The organism is Ferrimonas balearica, assembly GCF_019802085.1.
GTDB classification, from domain to species: Bacteria; Pseudomonadota; Gammaproteobacteria; order Enterobacterales; family Shewanellaceae; genus Ferrimonas; species Ferrimonas balearica_B.
The window spans coordinates 291,686-308,652 of sequence record NZ_JAHVHV010000002.1; the positions used below are offsets into that span (position 1 = coordinate 291,686).

18 protein-coding genes are annotated in these 16,967 nt (G+C 66.4%); 15 read left to right on the forward strand and 3 right to left on the reverse strand.

Annotated elements, in window-relative coordinates; translation table 11 throughout:
• Positions 1-51: 51 nt before the first annotated feature.
• From KUV81_RS09630 to KUV81_RS09655, 6 genes are all read left to right on the forward strand, one after another.
• On the forward strand, positions 52-450 hold the full coding sequence (locus KUV81_RS09630; RefSeq protein ID WP_222543651.1) for a hypothetical protein: 399 nt from the start codon (positions 52-54) through the stop codon (positions 448-450).
• A gap of 139 nt (positions 451-589) precedes the next feature.
• On the forward strand, positions 590-1,405 hold the full coding sequence (locus KUV81_RS09635; protein ID WP_222543652.1) for a DUF2797 domain-containing protein: 816 nt from the start codon (positions 590-592) through the stop codon (positions 1,403-1,405).
• The gene (locus KUV81_RS09640) at positions 1,398-1,859 is read left to right on the forward strand and encodes a YaiI/YqxD family protein (RefSeq protein WP_222543653.1); all 462 of its coding nucleotides are present in this window, start codon (positions 1,398-1,400) and stop codon (positions 1,857-1,859) included. Before KUV81_RS09635 ends, KUV81_RS09640 begins: the two co-directional genes overlap by 8 nt.
• Positions 1,859-2,110, forward strand: a complete 252-nt coding sequence (locus KUV81_RS09645) for a hypothetical protein (RefSeq protein ID WP_222543654.1) — start codon at positions 1,859-1,861, stop codon at positions 2,108-2,110. The genes KUV81_RS09640 and KUV81_RS09645 overlap by 1 nt, the downstream gene beginning before the upstream one ends.
• 138 nt (positions 2,111-2,248) lie before the next feature.
• On the forward strand, positions 2,249-2,968 hold the full coding sequence (locus KUV81_RS09650; protein ID WP_222543655.1) for a DJ-1/PfpI family protein: 720 nt from the start codon (positions 2,249-2,251) through the stop codon (positions 2,966-2,968).
• Between the two features lie 215 nt (positions 2,969-3,183).
• A complete protein-coding gene (locus KUV81_RS09655; protein WP_222543656.1) occupies positions 3,184-5,352 on the forward strand; it encodes a M3 family metallopeptidase in 2,169 nt (722 codons plus the stop codon).
• Between the two features lie 64 nt (positions 5,353-5,416).
• On the opposite strand, the gene KUV81_RS09660 is transcribed toward KUV81_RS09655, so the two are convergent.
• Both KUV81_RS09660 and KUV81_RS09665 read right to left on the reverse strand, forming a co-directional pair.
• A complete protein-coding gene (locus KUV81_RS09660; RefSeq protein ID WP_222543657.1) occupies positions 5,417-5,677 on the reverse strand; it encodes a hypothetical protein in 261 nt (86 codons plus the stop codon).
• 113 nt (positions 5,678-5,790) lie between these two features.
• Positions 5,791-6,702, reverse strand: coding sequence for a LysR family transcriptional regulator (locus KUV81_RS09665; protein ID WP_222543658.1), 912 nt, complete (start codon positions 6,700-6,702; stop codon positions 5,791-5,793).
• A 105-nt stretch (positions 6,703-6,807) separates the two neighbouring features.
• Here KUV81_RS09665 and KUV81_RS09670 point away from each other — a divergent pair, with 105 nt between their 5' ends.
• From KUV81_RS09670 to KUV81_RS09695, 6 genes are all read left to right on the forward strand, one after another.
• On the forward strand, positions 6,808-8,034 hold the full coding sequence (locus KUV81_RS09670) for an acyl-CoA dehydrogenase family protein (RefSeq protein WP_222543659.1): 1,227 nt from the start codon (positions 6,808-6,810) through the stop codon (positions 8,032-8,034).
• A complete protein-coding gene (locus tag KUV81_RS09675) occupies positions 8,031-8,822 on the forward strand; it encodes an SDR family oxidoreductase (protein WP_222543660.1) in 792 nt (263 codons plus the stop codon). The genes KUV81_RS09670 and KUV81_RS09675 overlap by 4 nt, the downstream gene beginning before the upstream one ends.
• Positions 8,819-9,874, forward strand: coding sequence for a phosphotransferase family protein (locus KUV81_RS09680; protein ID WP_222543661.1), 1,056 nt, complete (start codon positions 8,819-8,821; stop codon positions 9,872-9,874). Before KUV81_RS09675 ends, KUV81_RS09680 begins: the two co-directional genes overlap by 4 nt.
• Before the next feature lie 7 nt (positions 9,875-9,881).
• Positions 9,882-10,565 carry a histidine phosphatase family protein gene (locus KUV81_RS09685; protein ID WP_222543662.1) on the forward strand — a complete coding sequence of 228 codons (684 nt, stop codon included), beginning with the start codon at positions 9,882-9,884 and terminating at the stop codon, positions 10,563-10,565.
• A gap of 12 nt (positions 10,566-10,577) precedes the next feature.
• Positions 10,578-11,330 (forward strand): SDR family oxidoreductase, encoded by a 753-nt coding sequence (locus tag KUV81_RS09690; protein ID WP_222543663.1) that lies wholly within the window; start codon positions 10,578-10,580, stop codon positions 11,328-11,330.
• A gap of 67 nt (positions 11,331-11,397) precedes the next feature.
• Positions 11,398-12,204, forward strand: a complete 807-nt coding sequence (locus tag KUV81_RS09695; protein WP_222543664.1) for an MOSC domain-containing protein — start codon at positions 11,398-11,400, stop codon at positions 12,202-12,204.
• 8 nt (positions 12,205-12,212) lie between these two features.
• Here the strand turns inward: KUV81_RS09695 and KUV81_RS09700 are convergent, their stop codons facing one another.
• Positions 12,213-12,647 (reverse strand): PACE efflux transporter, encoded by a 435-nt coding sequence (locus tag KUV81_RS09700; RefSeq protein WP_222543665.1) that lies wholly within the window; start codon positions 12,645-12,647, stop codon positions 12,213-12,215.
• A gap of 85 nt (positions 12,648-12,732) precedes the next feature.
• Between KUV81_RS09700 and KUV81_RS09705 the strand changes: the two genes are divergently transcribed.
• From KUV81_RS09705 to KUV81_RS09715, 3 genes are all read left to right on the forward strand, one after another.
• On the forward strand, positions 12,733-13,611 hold the full coding sequence (locus tag KUV81_RS09705) for a LysR family transcriptional regulator (RefSeq protein WP_222543666.1): 879 nt from the start codon (positions 12,733-12,735) through the stop codon (positions 13,609-13,611).
• A 48-nt stretch (positions 13,612-13,659) separates the two neighbouring features.
• The gene (locus tag KUV81_RS09710; RefSeq protein ID WP_222543667.1) at positions 13,660-14,649 is read left to right on the forward strand and encodes an HAD family hydrolase; all 990 of its coding nucleotides are present in this window, start codon (positions 13,660-13,662) and stop codon (positions 14,647-14,649) included.
• A 76-nt stretch (positions 14,650-14,725) separates the two neighbouring features.
• Entirely contained in the window at positions 14,726-16,957 is a 2,232-nt protein-coding gene (locus KUV81_RS09715; RefSeq protein WP_222543668.1) for a patatin-like phospholipase family protein, read from the forward strand.
• The last annotated feature ends 10 nt before the right edge of the window (positions 16,958-16,967 follow it).

Below are 16,967 nucleotides of genomic sequence, written 5' to 3' on the forward strand. Positions count from 1 at the left end.
ATAATCTCGGTCTAAGTCTCTGGCTGAAAAGTAAAAATAACGAAAATGCATATGCTTGCTCTGTCTCCAAGAAGGATGCTGATTGGGGCTGCCATGCTCGGAGTCTCAGGGAGTGCTGCGGCGGATATCTTCAACGAGAGCTATGTATCGAGCTCAGTTGGCTTTGTCGAGGGGGCGGTTAACACCGTTCTTGAGATATCCAAATGGAGCGAACCTGGATTGGACTTTTCTCAGGTGTGTATCGGGCTGGACTCGGCGGTGGGCGCAAATAGACCTTTCATTGAGGAGTTGAGCCGGACCATTGCCGAAAAAGAGGGGAAAGCTGATTTACATAATAAGATGCTCAATGACATCAATTGGCACTTGAAGGCGGTATATCCGGTTTGTCCTCCAGAGCAGTATCCTCGGCTTTCGCCCTTTGTCGCACGAAAGTCACCGTGGGATTCTTGAGCCTATAGCTCTCACGCACTGCCTTTGATTCGCTGCGTCTGAGGTTGTGGTGTATCGAACGCCGCCATCGTGCGTGCCCCTTGGGCAAGCCGCGGTGGGGTTGGTACACTGGGCTTTTTCCCCAAGGAGCACGCTTGCCATGCAAGGCACCCTCTCCAAGATGGCGATTCAGCTGGGCCAGCCCGCCCAGTACGAGCTCAAGGTGGGCGATGAGCGCCTGCCCCTCAACGCCCTGATCGGCCAGACCCTGACCCTCAACTACACCGGCAAGATCTACTGCGACGCCTGCGGGCGCAAGACCAGCAAGAGCTACTCCCAGGGCCACTGCTTCCCCTGCATGAAGAAGCTGGCGCGCTGCGACATGTGCATCATGAAGCCGGAGACCTGCCACTTCGCCGCCGGCACCTGCCGGGAGCCCGAGTGGGGCGAGACCCACTGCATGATCCCCCACTTCGTCTACCTGGCGAACACCTCCGGCCTCAAGGTGGGGATCACCCGCCACAGCCAGGTGCCCACCCGCTGGCTGGATCAGGGCGCCACCCAGGCGCTGCCGATCCTCAAGGTGGCCACCCGGCAGCTGTCGGGCCTGGTGGAGGTGGAACTGGCCAAGCTGGTGGCGGACAAGACCAATTGGCGGGCGATGCTCAAAGGCGCCGGCGCGCCGATGGATCTCAAGGCCGAGGCCGAGCGCCTGCTGCCGGCCATCGAAGAGAAGCTGACGGCATTGGGCAGCCAGTTCGGGGTGGACGCCATCGAGCGGCTGGACGAGGCGGTGGTGACAATCGACTACCCGGTGAACCAGTACCCGGTGAAGATCGCCTCCCACAACTTCGACAAGGTCCCCGAGGTGTCCGGCCAGCTGCTGGGGATCAAGGGCCAGTACCTGATCTTCGACACCGGGGTGATCAACATCCGCAAGTTCACCGGCTACGAGGTGGCGGTGCAGCATGGCTGAGCGGCCCACCCTCTACGTCGATGCCGACGCCTGCCCCAAGGTGATCAAGGAGATCCTCTATCGGGCGGCGGACCGCACCGGCCTGACCCTGCTGCTGGTGGCCAACCAGCCGCTGTCGGTGCCACCGAGCCCCCACATCCGTACCCTGCGGGTGCAGGCGGGGTTCGACGTGGCGGACAACGAGATCGTCCGCCGGGTGCAGGCGGGGGATCTGGTGATCACCGCCGACATCCCCTTGGCGGCGGAGGTGATCGAAAAAGGCGCCGTGGCCTTGAACCCCCGAGGCGAGCTCTACACGGTGCACAACATCCGGGCCCGCCTCAACATGCGCGATTTTATGGACACCCTGCGCTCCAGTGGCGTGCAGACCGGGGGGCCGCCGCCGTTGTCGCAAACTGAGCGGATGGCCTTCGCCAACGCCTTGGACCGCTATCTGGCCAAGGCACTGCGCTGATGGCCAAGCCCAACCCCAAGGGGCCCAGCACCACGGTGGCCATCGCCTGCGCCAAGTGCCGTACCCCGTTGTACCGCTATCGCAAAGGCGGCAAGGGGGCCCTGGTGAAGTGCTTCAAGGAGCGCATCGCCGAGGATTTCACCCAGGCGCCGGGGATCTGTCCCGGCTGCGGCAGCCAGTTCGCCCGGGACACCCTGGTGCGCGGCACGCCGGCGTTTAAAATCGTCGGCGGTAAGGTGTCGGTGAAGTAACCGCTTGCGCAGAGGGCTTCGTCTCGGCCGGCCCGGGCCGTGAACTCGCCGGCAAACTGGCCCATCGCCCGGTGTTGGGGCGGAACCCCGTCCCGCTTTTCTCCCTCTACCGGTCATCTTTCGCAAAGGATGACCATAATGAACCGACGTCACTTCCTCACCGCCCTTGGGGCCAGCACCCTGGCTCTGGCCAGCCGCCCCCTGTGGGCCAAGGAGACCCCCATGCCCGCCCAGCTGCGCGGCGACGGCACCCCCTACCGGATCGGCGCTTTGGTGTTCGATGACTACGAAACCCTGGACCTGCATGGCCCGGTGGAGATGCTGGGCCACATGCCCGGCGCCCAGATCCAGCTTATCGGCGCCGGGGAGACCGCCCGGGCCTACCAGGGCCCCCGGGTGGTGGTGGACCGCCCGCTGTCTGAGCCCGAACCGCTGGATCTGTTCCTGGTGCCCGGCGGTCTGGGTACCCGAACCCTGGTGAACCAGCCGGAGCTGGTCGCCCAAATTCGCCGCCAGGCGCAGATGAGCGAGCGGGTCTTCAGCGTCTGCACCGGCGCCGCGCTGCTGGCCCAGGCGGGACTGCTGGACGGCAAGCGGGTGACCACCAACAAGGCGGCCTTTGAGTGGGTGGCCTCTTTGGCCCCCCAGGCCCAGTGGCAGGGGCGGGCCCGCTGGGTGGAGGATGGCCGTCTTATCACCTCCTCGGGGGTGTCGGCAGGCACCGACGCGGCCCTGGCCCTGGTGGCCCAGCTCAAGGGGCGGGAGGAAGCGGAGCGCATCGCCGCACTGGCGGAGTATCACTGGAACGACGACCCGGATCAGGACCCCTTCGCCATCACCTGGGGCACCGACGGCTGAGCCCCTGGAGTCCGGGGCGACTCGTAGGATCTTGAAAACACACTTTGTTACTTCTGTGGCTTAACGGTTAATGTGTGTTGGGATAATGTATCGGTCACGTTGCCGCGATTGCGCAGCGATACACCATAACAATCAAAACACGCATTTTCGGGCTGTCGGCAAGGCACTGAGTTTCGGGGCCGGGACACCCGCGTTCAACCACAAGGATCGATTGGATGTTACGCAAGACTCTTTTGGCCTCCAGCGTTGTCCTGGCCCTGGCCGCCTGCTCCGACAACCCCACCGTTTCCGTCGCCGTTGATGCTCCGGCCGCCGCCGTTGAAGCCGAAGTGGCCACCGCCGCCCTGCCGGACAGCAACCCGCTCAAGCACGCCAGCACCCTGCTGTACCAGGCTCCGGATTTCACCAAGATCACCGACGATCACTTCAAGCCGGCCTTTGTGGCGGGCATGGCAGAGCACATGGCGGAGATCGACGCCATCGCCAACAACCCCGAGCCGGCCACTTTCGATAACACCCTGGTGGCCATGGAGAAAAGTGGTCAGCTACTGGGCCGCACCGCTTCGGTGTTCTACAACCTCTCCAGCTCCACCGGCAACGACGCCCGTCGCGCCCTGGAAACCGAGATGGGCCCCAAGTTTGCCGAGCACCAGGACAACATCTACCTCAACGCCAAGCTGTTCGAGCGGGTCAAGGCGATCTACGACCATCGCGCCGAGCTGGGCCTGACTCCCGAGGGCCTGCGCCTGACCGAAGTGACCTACGAGCGCTTCGTCCGCGCCGGTGCCAACCTCACCGCCGAGCAGAAGCTCAAGGTGCGTGAGCTGAACAAGCGCCTGTCCGAGCTGACCAACCGCTTCGGCCAGAACCTGCTGGCCGCCAGCAAGGAGAGCGCCGTGCCCGTGGCCGATCTGGCCCAACTGGCCGGTCTGACCGAAGGCGCCATCGCCTCCGCCAAGGCCGCCGCCGAGCAGGCCGGTCTGGAAGGCTACCTGCTGACCCTGACCAACACCACGCGCCAGTCCGCCCTGTCCAGCCTGGAGAACCGCGAGCTGCGTCAGAAGCTGTGGGAGGCCTCCGCCTACCGCGCCACCGAAGGCGAGTACGACAACCAGGCGATCCTGCTGGAGCTGGCCAAGCTGCGCGCCGAGAAGGGCGAGCTGTTCGGCTTTGACAACTGGGCCGAGTACAAGCTGCAGTCCCAGATGGCCAAGACCCCGGAGAACGTGATGGACCTGCTGGGCTCCATGGCGCCCAAGGTGGTGGCCAACGCCGAGAAGGAAGCGGCGGAGATCGCCGCCATGATGGCCGCCGACGGGGTGGAAGGTGAGGTTCAGCCCTGGGATTGGCTCTACTACGCCGAGAAGGTGCGCCAGCAGAAGTTCAACCTGGACGCCGCCGAGGTGGCCAAGTACTTCTCCTTCGACAAGGTGCTCAAGGACGGCGTCTTCTACACCATGGAGCGTCAGTTCGGCGTCACCTTCAAGCTGCGCCCCGACCTGCCGAGCTACCACCCGGACGTCGAGGTCTACGAGGTGTTCGATCACGATGGCAAGAGCATGGCTCTGTTCTACGCCGACTACTTCGCCCGTGAGGGCAAGCGCGGTGGTGCCTGGATGAACGCCTTTGTCGGTCAGTCCAACCTGATGAACGCCAAGCCGGTGGTCGTCAACGTGATGAACATCGAGAAGGCCGGCGAAGGCCAGCCCCAGCTGGTTAGCTTCGATGAAGCCACCACCATGTTCCACGAGATGGGCCACGGTGTGCACGGTCTGTTCTCCGATGTGACCTACCCCAGCCTGGCGGGCACCAGCGTGTCCCGGGACTTCGTGGAGTTCCCCTCCACTTACCAGGAAGACTGGGCGGTGCACCCGGAAGTGATCGCCAACTACGCCAAGCACGTGGAGACCGGTGAGCCGATCCCCGCGGATCTGCTGGCCAAGGTGCTGGCGGCCAGCAAGTTCAACCAGGGCTTCGACACCCTGGAGTACCTGTCCGCGGCCCTGCTGGACATGGAGTGGCACGCCATGGGCAGTGACGTGAAAGTCACCGACGTGGAAGCCTTCGAAGCCGAAGCGCTGAAGAAGCACGGTGTGAACCTGGGCGCCATCCCGCCCCGTTACAAGTCCACCTACTTCGCCCACGTCTTTGCCGGCGGCTACTCTGCGGGCTACTACGCCTACATGTGGAGTGAGATCCTGGCGGCCGACGCCTTCGCCCACGTGCGCGACACCGGTGGCCTGACCCGCGAGCGTGGCCAGCTGTTCCGTGAGAAGATCCTCTCCATCGGCAACACCCAGGACCTGATGGAAGCCTACAAGGGCTTCAAGGGCGATGAGCCCACCTCCGAGGCCCTGCTGATCCGCCGCGGCATCGCCCTGTAAGCTGACGCGATAGCCCAATAAAAAGCCCGCCATTTGGCGGGCTTTTTTGTGTCTGCGCTCTTCGTCAGTTGCTCTGCGGGGTGACGGTGCGGGTGCGCATGATGCGGGCCGCTTCCTGGGCTTCCGCTTCGCGCTGGGCCGAGGTGGTGCAGCGGCGGGTGGGCATGCGGGAGCCGGCCTGCACCACCCGGTCGCAGCGGTAGCCGTCCTTGCGTTCGGCGGTGGTGGCGCCCTCTTCACTGTCCCCACCCTGGGGAGCACTGCTGCAGGCCCCAAGCACCAGGGTCAGGGCCAGGGGGATCAGGCTGTGGGTCAATCGGCGCATAGACAACTCCTTGTCTGTAAATTGAAAAGCAAAACAGAACGTTAACGCCTTGTTGCCGACTGTACAAAAATCAATCTGATACAAAGTGTGTGGGATTTAACCTTGAATTAACCTCAAGGTGCGGGCGCGGCGCCGGGGCCACGCTCCAGGCTGCTGGCCAGCCGCTGGCGCAGCCACACCAGGGCGGGATCGGCGTCCCGGCGCTGGTGCCAGTAGAGGTGGATCTGCACCGGGGGCAGGGGCACCGGCAAAGGGTGCAGCCGGCACTGGGGTCCCACCAGGGGCTCGGCGATCCGCCGGGGCAGGGTCAGCAGGTAGTCGGTACCGGCCACCATCGTCGCGGCGGTCTGGTGGTTCTGGCAGCGGATCGTCACCCGGCGCTCCACCCCCTGCTCCGCCAGGGGCAGTGCCTCCAGCACCCGTCCCCGGGGCCGACTGGAGACCACCACATGGGGGCGGTGCTGGTAGGTGGTGCGATCCAGGGCGGTGAGGGCGACGTCGCTCAGTACCACCAGTTCGTCCTCCAGCAGCGCCTGATGGCAAAGCTCCGGCTCCGGCGCCAGGCGCACGTCCACCGCCAGGTCCACCTGCCCCTGAGCCAGCTCCCGCACCAGCTGCTGGCGGTCGAAACGGGCACTGGTCAGGGTGCTGTGGGGCGCCTCGGTCATCAGGGTGCGGGCCAGTGCCGGCACCACCAAAGGCTCCAGGGCATCGGGGATCCCCAGGCGAAAGGCCAGGCTGGCCTCGGCGGGGGTGAAGTGGCCCCAGGCCTGCAGCAACTGGCGTAACTGGGCCAGCTGGTCCAGCAGCAGCGGGGCCATGCGCTGGCAACTGGGGGTGGGGCGCATGCCGTTGCCCTGGCGCTCAAACAGGGGCTCCCCCAACTGGGTGCGCAGCCGCTTGAGGGCGTGGCTGACGGCGGAGGGGGTGACGTGCAGGGCCTGGGCGGCGGCGGAGACGTTGCCCTCCCGGTAGAGGGCTTCGAACACCTTGAGAAGGTTGAGATCCAGCTGGTCCGGACGCATAGGTTGTGAATTCTGCTCAGCAAGTATCGTGAATTAGTTTCGTTTCATTCATTAACATATTTGCTCTAGAGTGACCAGAGAACCGGATGCCAGGAGGAGACCAGGATGGCCTTTCAACCCAGTGAGCGCAGCCGCGCCCTCGAAACCCGGGTCCGCGAGTTTATCGCCGGATCCCTGCTGCCGGTGGAGGCCGAGCTGCTGGCCCGAAACCACCGCGTCAACGGCCACGGCGACTGGCGCCGCTGGCAGCTGCTGCCGGAGCTTCAGGCCCTTAAGGCCCAGGCCAAGGCCGAGGGCCTTTGGAACCTCTTCCTGCCGGATCCGAAGCTGGGGGCCGGACTCTCCACGCTGGAGTACGCCCCCCTGGCCGAGGCGATGGGCCACAGCCTGCTGGCGCCGGAGCTGTTCAACTGCAACGCCCCGGACACCGGCAACATGGAGGTGCTCTACCACTTCGGCAACGCCGAGCAGCAGGCCCGCTGGTTGACCCCGCTGCTCAGCGGCGAGCTGCGCTCGGTGTTCTGCATGACCGAACCTGAGGTGGCCAGCAGCGACGCCACCAATATGGCCGCCACCATAGAGCGCGATGGCGACCAACTGGTGCTCAACGGCCACAAATGGTGGAGCACCGGCCTGGGCCACCCGGACGCCGGCATCGCCATCTTTATGGGGCTGTGCGATCCACAGGCCGAGAAACACCGCCGCCACGCCATGGTGCTGGTGCCTCTGGACACCCCCGGGGTCACCGTTGAGCGGATGCTCACCGCCTGCGGCGATTACGATGCGCCCTACGGCCACGGCCAGCTGCGTTTTGACAACGTCCGCGTACCGGCGGCGAACCTCATCAAGGGCTGGGGGGAGGGCTTTGCCATCGCCCAGGGCCGACTGGGACCGGGGCGGATCCACCACTGCATGCGCTGCCTGGGGGCCGCGGAGCGCGCCCTTGACCTGATGATCGAGCGCGGCTTGGGGCGGGAGGCCTTTGGCCGGCCGCTGCTCAAGCTGGGCGGCAACCTGGAGCGGGTGGCGGAGGCGCGGATCGCCATCGACCAGGCCCGGCTACTGACCCTGCAGGCGGCCTGGAAGATCGACACCCAGGGGGTGCGTGCCGCCATGACCGACATCGCGGCCATCAAGGTGGCGGCTCCGCGGGTGCTGCAGCAGGTGGTGGAGATGGCGATCCAGATCCACGGGGGTGCCGGGCTCTGCCAGGACCACCCGCTGATGGGTTTCTACGCCCAGGCCCGGGCACTGCGTCTGGCGGACGGCCCCGACGAGGTACACCTGGCCAGCGTGGCCCGACTGGAGCTGAAAAAGCGGAGGCGCGCATGAGGGTGTTGATCACCGGCGGCGCCTCCGGGCTGGGCCGGGCCCTGGCCCTGCACTGGGCCGCCCAGGGGGCCCGGGTGGCCATTGCCGACATCCAGGCGGGCGACGCTGTGGTGGCGGAGATCGAGGCCGCCGGTGGCCAGGGCCTCTGCCTGCCTTGTGACGTCACCGAAGAGGCCAGCCTGGCCCAGGTGGCCCAGCAGCTTAAGCAAAACTGGGGTGGGCTGGATCTGCTGGTCTGCAACGCCGGGGTGGCAAGTGCCGGCACCCTGGAGCAGGAGCCCATCGACCAGTGGCGCTGGGTGATGGAGATTAACCTGCTGGGGGTGGTGCGCAGCTGCCGTGCCCTGGTGCCACTGCTGGGCCCGGGGGGCCAGGTGCTCAACATCGCCTCCCAGGCGGGGCTCAACCCCATGCCCCGGATGGGCAGCTACAGCGCGGTGAAGGCGGCGGTGGTGAGCTTCTCCGAGACCCTGGCCCTGGAGCTGGCCAACCGGGAGATCTCGGTCAGCGTGGCCTGCCCGGCGTTTTTCAAAACCGGGCTGGACCGCTCATTGCGCAGCCCGGATCCCGCCATGGCGGCGGTGCTGCAACGGCTCTTTGCCAAGGCGCCGTTGAGCGCCGAGCAGGTGGCGGAGGCGATCGCCCAGGGGGTGGCCCAGCGCCGCTTCCTGATCTTGCCCCACTCGGCCGGGCGCAAGGCCTATTGGCTCAAACGCCTGCTGCCCTGGCGCGGCTACCTGGGATTGATGCTCAAGCAGACTGCGCGCCTGCGGGAGCTGGGCTCATGAGCCTGATTGACACCGCCGGCGCGGTGCGCCCCGGCGAGGCGCTGGACCTCGACGCCCTGATGCCCTGGTTGCGAACCGCCCTGCCTGAGCTGACCGGTCTGCCCCAGGTGACCCAATACAGCGGGGGCGCCTCCAACTGGACCTACCGACTGCGCTTCGCCCAGCGGGATCTCATTCTGCGCCGGGGGCCTGCCGGCACCAAGGCCAAGGGGGCCCACGACATGGGGCGGGAGTACCGCCTGCAGCGGGCCCTCAAACCCCATTTCGACAAGGTGCCCCAGGTGCTGGCCCACTGCGACGACGAGGGGGTGCTGGGGGCGGAGTTTTACCTGATGGAGCGCCTGGAAGGGGTGATCCCCCGGCGCCGCTTTCCCGCGGAGCTGGCCCTGACCCCGGAGCGCACCCGGGCCATCTGCCACAGCGCCCTGGACACCCTGGTGGCCCTGCACCGGGTGGACACTGCCCCGCTGGCGGCCTTTGGCAAGGGCCAGGGCTATCTGGAGCGGCAGATCCAGGGCTGGTGCCAGCGCTTCTCCCGGGCCCGCACCTGGAACGTGGGCCGTGGGCGCAGCGTGATGCACTACCTGGAGGCGAAGATGCCCAGCCGGGAGCGACAGGCGCTCATCCACAACGATTACCGCTTCGATAATCTGGTGCTGGACGCCCAGGACCCCACCCAGGTGCTGGGGGTGCTGGACTGGGAGATGGCCACCATCGGCGACCCCCTGATGGATCTGGGCAACACCCTGGCCTACTGGGTTCAGGCGGACGACGATGCGGTGCTGCGCAGCGCCCGCTTGCAGCCGACCCAGCTGCCGGGCATGCTGACTCGAGCCCAGGTGGTGCGCTACTACGCCGACCGCACCGGCATCGCCTGCGACGATTTCACCTATTACGAGGTGTACGGGCTGTTTCGCCTGGCGGCGATCATGCAGCAGATCTACTACCGCTATCACCACGGCCAGACCCGCAACCCCAGATTCAAGCGGTTCTGGTTTTTCGTTAACTACCTGCTCTGGCGCTGTCAGCGTCGGATCAGCGCCAACCGTTAGGACGTCGATGAGCGCCATCTACCTGATACGCCATGGCCAGGCCAGTGCCGGGGCCGACGATTACGACCAACTCTCCTCCCTGGGGACTCAGCAGGCCGCCCACCTGGGGGCCGATCTGGCCCGCCGTGGGATCCGCCCCTCGGCGGTGATCAGCGGGGCCCTCAAGCGCCACCGCCAGACCGCCGAGCACTGCCTGACCGGCGCCGGTGTGGACCCGAGTTGGGACACCCAGGCCCACTGGAACGAGTACGATCATCGCCAGATCCTGGCCGCCTACAACCCCGCGTACCGGGAGATGTCGGCGCTGCGGGCCGCCACCGCCAACCAGCCGGATCCCAAGCGCTTCTTTCGCGCCGAACTCAAGGCCGCGTTCGGTCGCTGGCTCAGCGGCGATTTCGACGACGACTACCCGGAGAGCGCCACCGCCTTTCAACAGCGGGTGCAGGGGGCCTTGTCCGCCTTGCCCCAGCCCGACGGCGGGCCGGTGTGGGTGTTCACCTCCGGGGGGCCGATTACCGTGGTCACCCAGACCCTGATGGGGCTGCCGATGGACACCCTGCTCAGCGTCAATGCCCGCCTGGTCAACACCGGGATCACCAAGCTGGTGCCGGGCCCGGGGGGCTGGCAGCTCTCCAGCCTCAACGAACACGCCGCCTTCGAGTCGCGGCCGGAATGGATCACCTACCTCTGAACAGGGACGCTCATGGAACGACAGAACATCCTCATCACCGGGGCCAGCTCCGGGCTGGGCCGGGGCATGGCCATCGAGTTTGCCAAGCGGGGCCGCAACCTGGCCCTGTGCGCCCGGCGCATGGACCGGCTGGAAGCGCTCAAAGCGGAGCTTGAGCGCGACTACCCGGACTGCCAGGTGTTTATCCGCACCCTGGATGTGAATGACCACGACCAGGTGTTCGCCGTGTTCCAGGCCTTTGCCGAGGATTTCGGCGGCCGGATTGACCGGGTGATCGTCAACGCCGGCATGGGCAAGGGGGCCTCTTTGGGCACCGGCCACTTCGAGGCCAATCGCCAGACCGCCCAGACCAACTTCGTCGCCGCCCTGGCCCAGTGCGAAGCGGCCCTGACCCAGTTCCGTGCCCAGAACGCCGGCCACCTGGTGACCGTCTCCTCGGTCAGCGCGGTGCGCGGGTTCCGCCGGGCCATGACGGTGTACGCCGCCACCAAGGCGGCCCTGACCAGCCTGTCCGAGGGGATCCGGGTGGATCTGCTGGGCACCCCCATCCGGGTGACCACGGTGCACCCGGGCTTCATCCGCAGCGAGATCAACGACAAGGTGGAGAAGGTGCCCTTTATTGTCGACACCGAAACCGGCTGCCGGGCCCTGGTCAAGGCGATCGAGAAGGAGGGGGACAACGTCTTTGTGCCCAGCTGGCCCTGGGCCTGGATGCGCTACCTGCTGGCGATTCTGCCCCTCAGCCAACTGCGTAAATTCAGCTGAACCCGGCCCCGGGGCCTAGGATCAAAGAGGGGCGCACCGCGTCCCCCCTTGGGCAACCGGAGGGCCGATGCGGATCCGCGAGCTTCACCTCTACCCGGTCAAAACCCTGCGCGGGATCCCCCTGGCGGAGAGTCCGCTGGGGCCCCTTGGCTTGCCCTGGGATCGCCACTGGCTGGTGGCGGACGCGGTGGGCCGCGCGCTCACCCTGGCCCAGCGCCCGGACCTGACCCAGCTGACCCCTTTCTTAAGCGATTCGGCGCTGCTGCTCAGTGCCCCGGGCCACGGTGAACTGGCCATCCCCCTGACCCCGCCACCGGGGCCCCCCTGTGCCGCTCGTCTGGGCAACCGGGTGTGCCGGGCCCTGGATGAGGGCGCCCTGGCCAGCGGCTGGCTGACTTCGGTGCTGGGCCCCCAGCGGGGCTACCCCCTGCGACTGCTTCGGGTGGCCCCCTCCGACGAGCCCCGCGCCCCCTTTAACGACGGCTGGTCTTTGACGCTGGCGACCCTGGACAGTCTCGAGGCCCTCAACCGGCGACTGGAGGAGAAGGGCCAGGGCCGGGTGGGGCTGGCGCGCTTTCGCCCCAACCTGGTGGTGGACAGCCTGGGGGCGCCCTTTCACGAACTGTTCCCCAGCGAACTGTTGGGGCCGGGGTACCGCCTGGCCCTGGTCAAGCCAATCCGTCGATGCCGGGTCACCCGGTTGCATCCGCGCAACGGCGCCCTGGCCCCCGCCGGTGAACCCCTGGCGGCGCTGACGGAATTAAGCCCCCTGAAGGAGACGCCGGGCCCCCACTTCGGCGCCTATGTCAGCCTGATGGGAGAGGGGCCGGCCACCCTGGCGGTAGACCAGCCCCTGTCGCTGCACCGACGCTGAGCGCCGGCCTAGTGGGGGATGGGGGTCAGCCGGCCCTGGCGCTCCAAGCGGGCACGGATCTGGTCATAGCTCCAGTTAAAGACGATGGCATAGACCAGGAAGAACACCACAAAGCCGATGTCCAGCCACAGGGCCGCCCAGAACCCCAGCTTCAGTTGCCACATCAGGATGGGGATGGTGGCCGCCACCAGCCCCAGCTCGAACCCCACCCCGTGGGCGATCCGCAGTCCCCAACCCCGGCTCAGGCGGTTGGCGCCGTACACCCGGTCAAACCCCAGGTTGTAGAGGTAGTTCCAGCCCATGGCGATGAGCGACAGTGTCACCGCCACCATGGCCATGGCCCCGGCGCCGTGGCCGGTGAGCAGGGCGCTGGCGGGCACCACGATGGCCAGGGCAATGAGTTCAAACAGCAGGCTGTGCAGGATGCGTTCGCGGGTGGACATGAAAGGCTCCAATTGGATGAACAGTGGCGGCCATTCTATTTGGATGTATGATTGAACCAAGTTAGTAACCATCGGATTTGGTGATATGTACTCCCTGGAACAGCTGCGCCTCTTTGTCACCGTGGTGGAGCAGGGCTCCTTCTCCGCCGCCGCCCGTCGGCTGGGTCGGGCCCAGTCCGCGGTCAGCCAGGGGATCGCCAATCTGGAGATCGATCTGGGGGCCACCCTGTTCGACCGGCGCACCCGCACCCCGACTCTGACCCCAAGAGGAGAGCGACTGCTGGGCCACGCCCGGGCGGTGTTGCAGCAGGCCAGCGAGCTGGAGCGGGCGGCCCGGGCCCTCTCCCAGGACCAGGAGACCGAGCTGGTGCTGGCGGTGGACGAGGCGGTGCTGGTGCCGAACATCGAGCCGGTGCTGGCGGAGTTTGCCCAGCGCTTCCCTGCCACTGCCCTGGAGCTGCACGCGGTGGCCAGCCCCGATGTGGTGGCCCTGGTGGAGCGGGGTCGGGCCCAGTTGGGGCTGATGTTCGCCGATCCCAGCCTGCCCCGGGAGGTGGAGCCCTGTTTCCTGGGCGATCTGCCCTTCGTGGTGGTGGTGCGCCCGGACCACCCTTTGACGGCCCTGGACTCCGTGGGGGTGGCCGATCTCATTGGCCATCGCCAGCTGGTGGTGAAAAGCTATGGTGGGGAGGGGCTGGCGCCCCTGCCGCCGGTGTCGGCGAGCCTCTGGTCCGCCAACAACTTCTACCTGCTGCGGGAGCTGGCCCGTCAGGGGCTGGGCTGGGCCTATGTGCCCACCCACCTGGTGGAGAGCGAGCTGGCCCAGGGCACTCTGGCGCGGCTGTCGGTCCGCTTCGACCACAAGCCCTGGCGGGCCCCGGTGGACCGGGTGCTGGCCAAGGGCGGCCAGCCCGGCCCGGCGTTGGCTTGGCTGGCCCAGGCAGTGCAGGGCTGCTACCGATAAGGGCGGCCCTGGTCCACACTTCAGGGGGCTGAGTCGAGGAGAGTCCCCATGGTTCGCACCCTCTGTGTCCTGTTCTGCCTGCTGTGCGCCGTCCCGGCCCGGGCCGATCCGCTGCCCTCCTGGAATGACGGTCCCCGCAAGGACGCCTTCATCCAGTTTGTCGACCGGGTGACCCGCGCCGGTCACGACTATGTGCCCGAGGGCGAGCGCATCGCCGTGTTCGATAACGACGGCACCCTCTGGGCAGAGCAGCCCCTCTACTTCCAGCTCGCCTTCGCCCTGGACCGGGTGAAGGCCCTGGCCCATCAGCACCCGGAGTGGACCGACACCCAGCCGTTCAAGGCGGCACTGGAGGGGGACATGGCGGCGCTGTTTGCCGGCGGCGACGAAGCGTTGCTGACCCTGGTGGCCGCCACCCACGGCAACACCACCCCGGAGCAATTCGCCGCCGAGGTGGATGCCTGGATCCAGAGCGCCCGCCACCCCACCACTGGCTTGCTCTACATCGAGATGGTCTACCAGCCGATGCTGGAGCTGATGGACTACCTGCGGATCCACCAGTTCAAGATCTTCATCGTCTCCGGGGGCGGCATCGAGTTTATGCGGGTGTTCAGTGAGCGGGCCTATGGCATTCCGCCGGAGCAGGTGATCGGCAGCAGCATCGAGGTGCGCCTGGAGCAGCGTGGCGAGGATCCTGTGCTGGTGCGTGAGCCCGAGCTGCGCTTCCTGGACGACAAGGCGGGCAAGCCGGTGGCCATTCACTATCACATCGGCCGCCGCCCCATACTGGCGGTGGGCAACTCCGACGGCGACCTGGAGATGCTGGCCTGGACCATGGCCGGGGAGGGGGCGCGGATGGCGGCGCTTATCCACCACACCGACGCCGAGCGGGAGTGGGCCTACGACAGCCCCTCCGCGGTGGGCCAGCTGGACCGGGCTCGAAAGGAAGCGGACAAACGGGGCTGGTGGCTGGTGGACATGGCCAAGGATTGGAGCCGGGTGTTCCCCGAAAACGAAGAGGCCCTGTTTCAGCCGTAAAACTTCTCGTTAAGTCATTGTTTATCTAAAATATGCACACTGGTGACGTGCGGGATGGATTCACAAGGGGATGCGGATGACGAGAAGATGGCGCTGGGCGCTGACCCCCCTGTTGATGGTGGCCCTGTCCACCGTGGCGGCGGAGCGCCCCAAAGTGGGGGTGGCCCTGTCCGGGGGCGGTGCCAAGGGGGCGGCCCACGTGGGGGTGCTGCGGATCCTGGAGCAGCACAACATCCCGGTGGATTACATCGCCGGGACGTCCATGGGCGCCTACGTGGCGGCCCTCTATTCCCTGGGGTACACCGCCGATGAAATTGAAACCACCATGCTGTCGATGGATTTCAATACCGGATTCTCTGACGACATCCCCCGGGAGGCGCTGAGCTACCGCGACAAGCAGTTCCGCGATGCCTACCCGGTGGAGCTCAAGATGGGCTACCGCGAGGGGGAGATGCGCTTCGCCAAGGGGGCCCTGCAGGGCCAGACCATGTCCTCCCTTATCCGCCGCTCCATCGGCACCGTTCCCGAGGTGCCCCACTTCGACCAACTCCCCATCCCCCTGCGCACCGTGGCTACGGATCTGACCGACCGCAGCGAAGTGGTGATCGACCGGGGCAACCTGCTCGAAGCGATGCAGGCCAGCATGACGGTCCCCGGCGCCCTGGCGCCCATCGAAAAGGACGGCCGCCTGCTGGTGGACGGCGGCATGGTCAACAACATGCCGGTTTCCGTGGTCAAGGCGATGGGCGCCGACGTGGTGATCGCCGTGGACATCGGCGCGCCGCTCAAGGGCAAGGAGGATCTCAACTCCGTGTTCGACGTGCTGGATCAGCTCAGCGGCTACCTCACCAACCTCTCCCGGGACCAGCAGGTGGCGCTGATGGAAGAGGGGGACATCCTTATCACCCCGGACATCCAGGGGGTGGGCACCTCGGACTTCGACCAGATGGCGAAACTGGTGCCCCAGGGGGAGCTGGCGGCCCTGGCGCACATCGATGCGCTGCAGGCCCTGTCCACCTCGGCGGTGGACTACCAGCGTTACCACCTGGCCAAGCAGCTTAACCGCGCCACCTGGCTGGGCGAGCAGCCGCCGGTGGTGGCGGTGCGCCTGGAGAACCAGAGCTGGGTGAAGGACGACGTGATTCGCGATGTGCTCCATGTGGAGGCGGGGGACGTCCTCGGCGAGCGAGAGATTGAAGCGGCCATCGCCCGGATCTACTCCCTGGACCAGTTTGAGCGGGTGGACGCCTACCTCAAAGAGACCCCCGAGGGGCCGGAGCTGGTGGTGGCCACCCGGGGCAAAAACTGGGGTCCCAACGTGTTTGACCTGGGGCTGCGCCTGGAGGACAACCTCGATAACGAGCTCGACATCTCCCTGGACGCCGCCTACACCGCCAACAACCTGTTCAACTCCGGCGGCCAGTGGCGCACCGAGCTGAACATCGGCACCGTGGGGCGCATCGCCACCGAGTGGTACCAGCCTATCGATGATCTGCAGCGCTACTACGTCATCGCCATGGCGGACGCCGAACAGAAGGAGTGGAACGCCTTCGAACTGGTCCAGGAGTTTCCATTTATCCGCATCGAGCAGATCCGTCACAGCATCGCCACCGGGGGCGGGGTCAACCTGGGGCGCAACGCCCAGCTGCAGCTCATCTACCGCTACGAGGACGGCAAGTACCACAGCGTCGGCAGCAACGAGATCGGTCGCTTGGGGGATTACTGGTTCCATGGCCCGGAGCTGAGCCTGGGCTACGACGATCAGGACCAGCCGATGTTCCCCTCCGAAGGCCAGCGCTGGTTGGCCCAGGTGGCCTATCAGACCAGCGGCAGCCGCGTCACCTTCGACGACACCGGCTGGGAGCGGGACCACTTCTGGGTCTACCAGCTGGAGTGGAGCGGCGCCACCAGCTGGGGCGCCCACAACGTCATCGGTAAGGCCAGCTTCGAGTCCATCAGTGAAGATGAGCTGACCCTGGCCCACTTCACCGCCATCGGTGGCTTCTTGAACCTCTCCGGCTTCAGCAAGGACAGCCTGTTCGGCAGCCACAAGGTGCTGCTGGGGGGGATCTACACCTACGATCTCAGCCGTGAGCTGCTGGGGATCACCTGGCCGATGTTCCTCGGCGCCTCCTTCGAGGCGGGCAACGTCTGGCTGCTCAGGGATGACATCAAACTGGACGATCTCATCTACGCCGGCAGCGTCTTTATCAGCATGGAAACCGGCATCGGCCCGGCGGCCCTGGCCTTTGGCCACGCCGACACCGGCGACAGCAGCTTCTACCTGTTCTGGGGCAAGCAGTTCTGAACCACAGTGA

What these genes read in the sequence shown, in the direction of transcription:
- KUV81_RS09670 (WP_222543659.1), top strand. Translation starts at nt 6,808, where the DNA reads ATGGCCTTTCAACCCAGTGAGCGCAGCCGCGCCCTCGAAACCCGGGTC.
- KUV81_RS09645 (WP_222543654.1), top strand. Translation starts at nt 1,859, where the DNA reads ATGGCCAAGCCCAACCCCAAGGGGCCCAGCACCACGGTGGCCATCGCC.
- KUV81_RS09705 (WP_222543666.1), top strand. Translation starts at nt 12,733, where the DNA reads ATGTACTCCCTGGAACAGCTGCGCCTCTTTGTCACCGTGGTGGAGCAG.
- KUV81_RS09640 (WP_222543653.1), top strand. Translation starts at nt 1,398, where the DNA reads ATGGCTGAGCGGCCCACCCTCTACGTCGATGCCGACGCCTGCCCCAAG.
- KUV81_RS09685 (WP_222543662.1), top strand. Translation starts at nt 9,882, where the DNA reads ATGAGCGCCATCTACCTGATACGCCATGGCCAGGCCAGTGCCGGGGCC.
- KUV81_RS09710 (WP_222543667.1), top strand. Translation starts at nt 13,660, where the DNA reads ATGGTTCGCACCCTCTGTGTCCTGTTCTGCCTGCTGTGCGCCGTCCCG.
- KUV81_RS09665 (WP_222543658.1), bottom strand. Translation starts at nt 6,702, where the DNA reads ATGCGTCCGGACCAGCTGGATCTCAACCTTCTCAAGGTGTTCGAAGCC.
- KUV81_RS09655 (WP_222543656.1), top strand. Translation starts at nt 3,184, where the DNA reads ATGTTACGCAAGACTCTTTTGGCCTCCAGCGTTGTCCTGGCCCTGGCC.
- KUV81_RS09680 (WP_222543661.1), top strand. Translation starts at nt 8,819, where the DNA reads ATGAGCCTGATTGACACCGCCGGCGCGGTGCGCCCCGGCGAGGCGCTG.
- KUV81_RS09660 (WP_222543657.1), bottom strand. Translation starts at nt 5,677, where the DNA reads ATGCGCCGATTGACCCACAGCCTGATCCCCCTGGCCCTGACCCTGGTG.
- KUV81_RS09650 (WP_222543655.1), top strand. Translation starts at nt 2,249, where the DNA reads ATGAACCGACGTCACTTCCTCACCGCCCTTGGGGCCAGCACCCTGGCT.
- KUV81_RS09635 (WP_222543652.1), top strand. Translation starts at nt 590, where the DNA reads ATGCAAGGCACCCTCTCCAAGATGGCGATTCAGCTGGGCCAGCCCGCC.
- KUV81_RS09700 (WP_222543665.1), bottom strand. Translation starts at nt 12,647, where the DNA reads ATGTCCACCCGCGAACGCATCCTGCACAGCCTGCTGTTTGAACTCATT.
- KUV81_RS09690 (WP_222543663.1), top strand. Translation starts at nt 10,578, where the DNA reads ATGGAACGACAGAACATCCTCATCACCGGGGCCAGCTCCGGGCTGGGC.
- KUV81_RS09695 (WP_222543664.1), top strand. Translation starts at nt 11,398, where the DNA reads ATGCGGATCCGCGAGCTTCACCTCTACCCGGTCAAAACCCTGCGCGGG.
- KUV81_RS09630 (WP_222543651.1), top strand. Translation starts at nt 52, where the DNA reads ATGCTTGCTCTGTCTCCAAGAAGGATGCTGATTGGGGCTGCCATGCTC.
- KUV81_RS09675 (WP_222543660.1), top strand. Translation starts at nt 8,031, where the DNA reads ATGAGGGTGTTGATCACCGGCGGCGCCTCCGGGCTGGGCCGGGCCCTG.
- KUV81_RS09715 (WP_222543668.1), top strand. Translation starts at nt 14,726, where the DNA reads ATGACGAGAAGATGGCGCTGGGCGCTGACCCCCCTGTTGATGGTGGCC.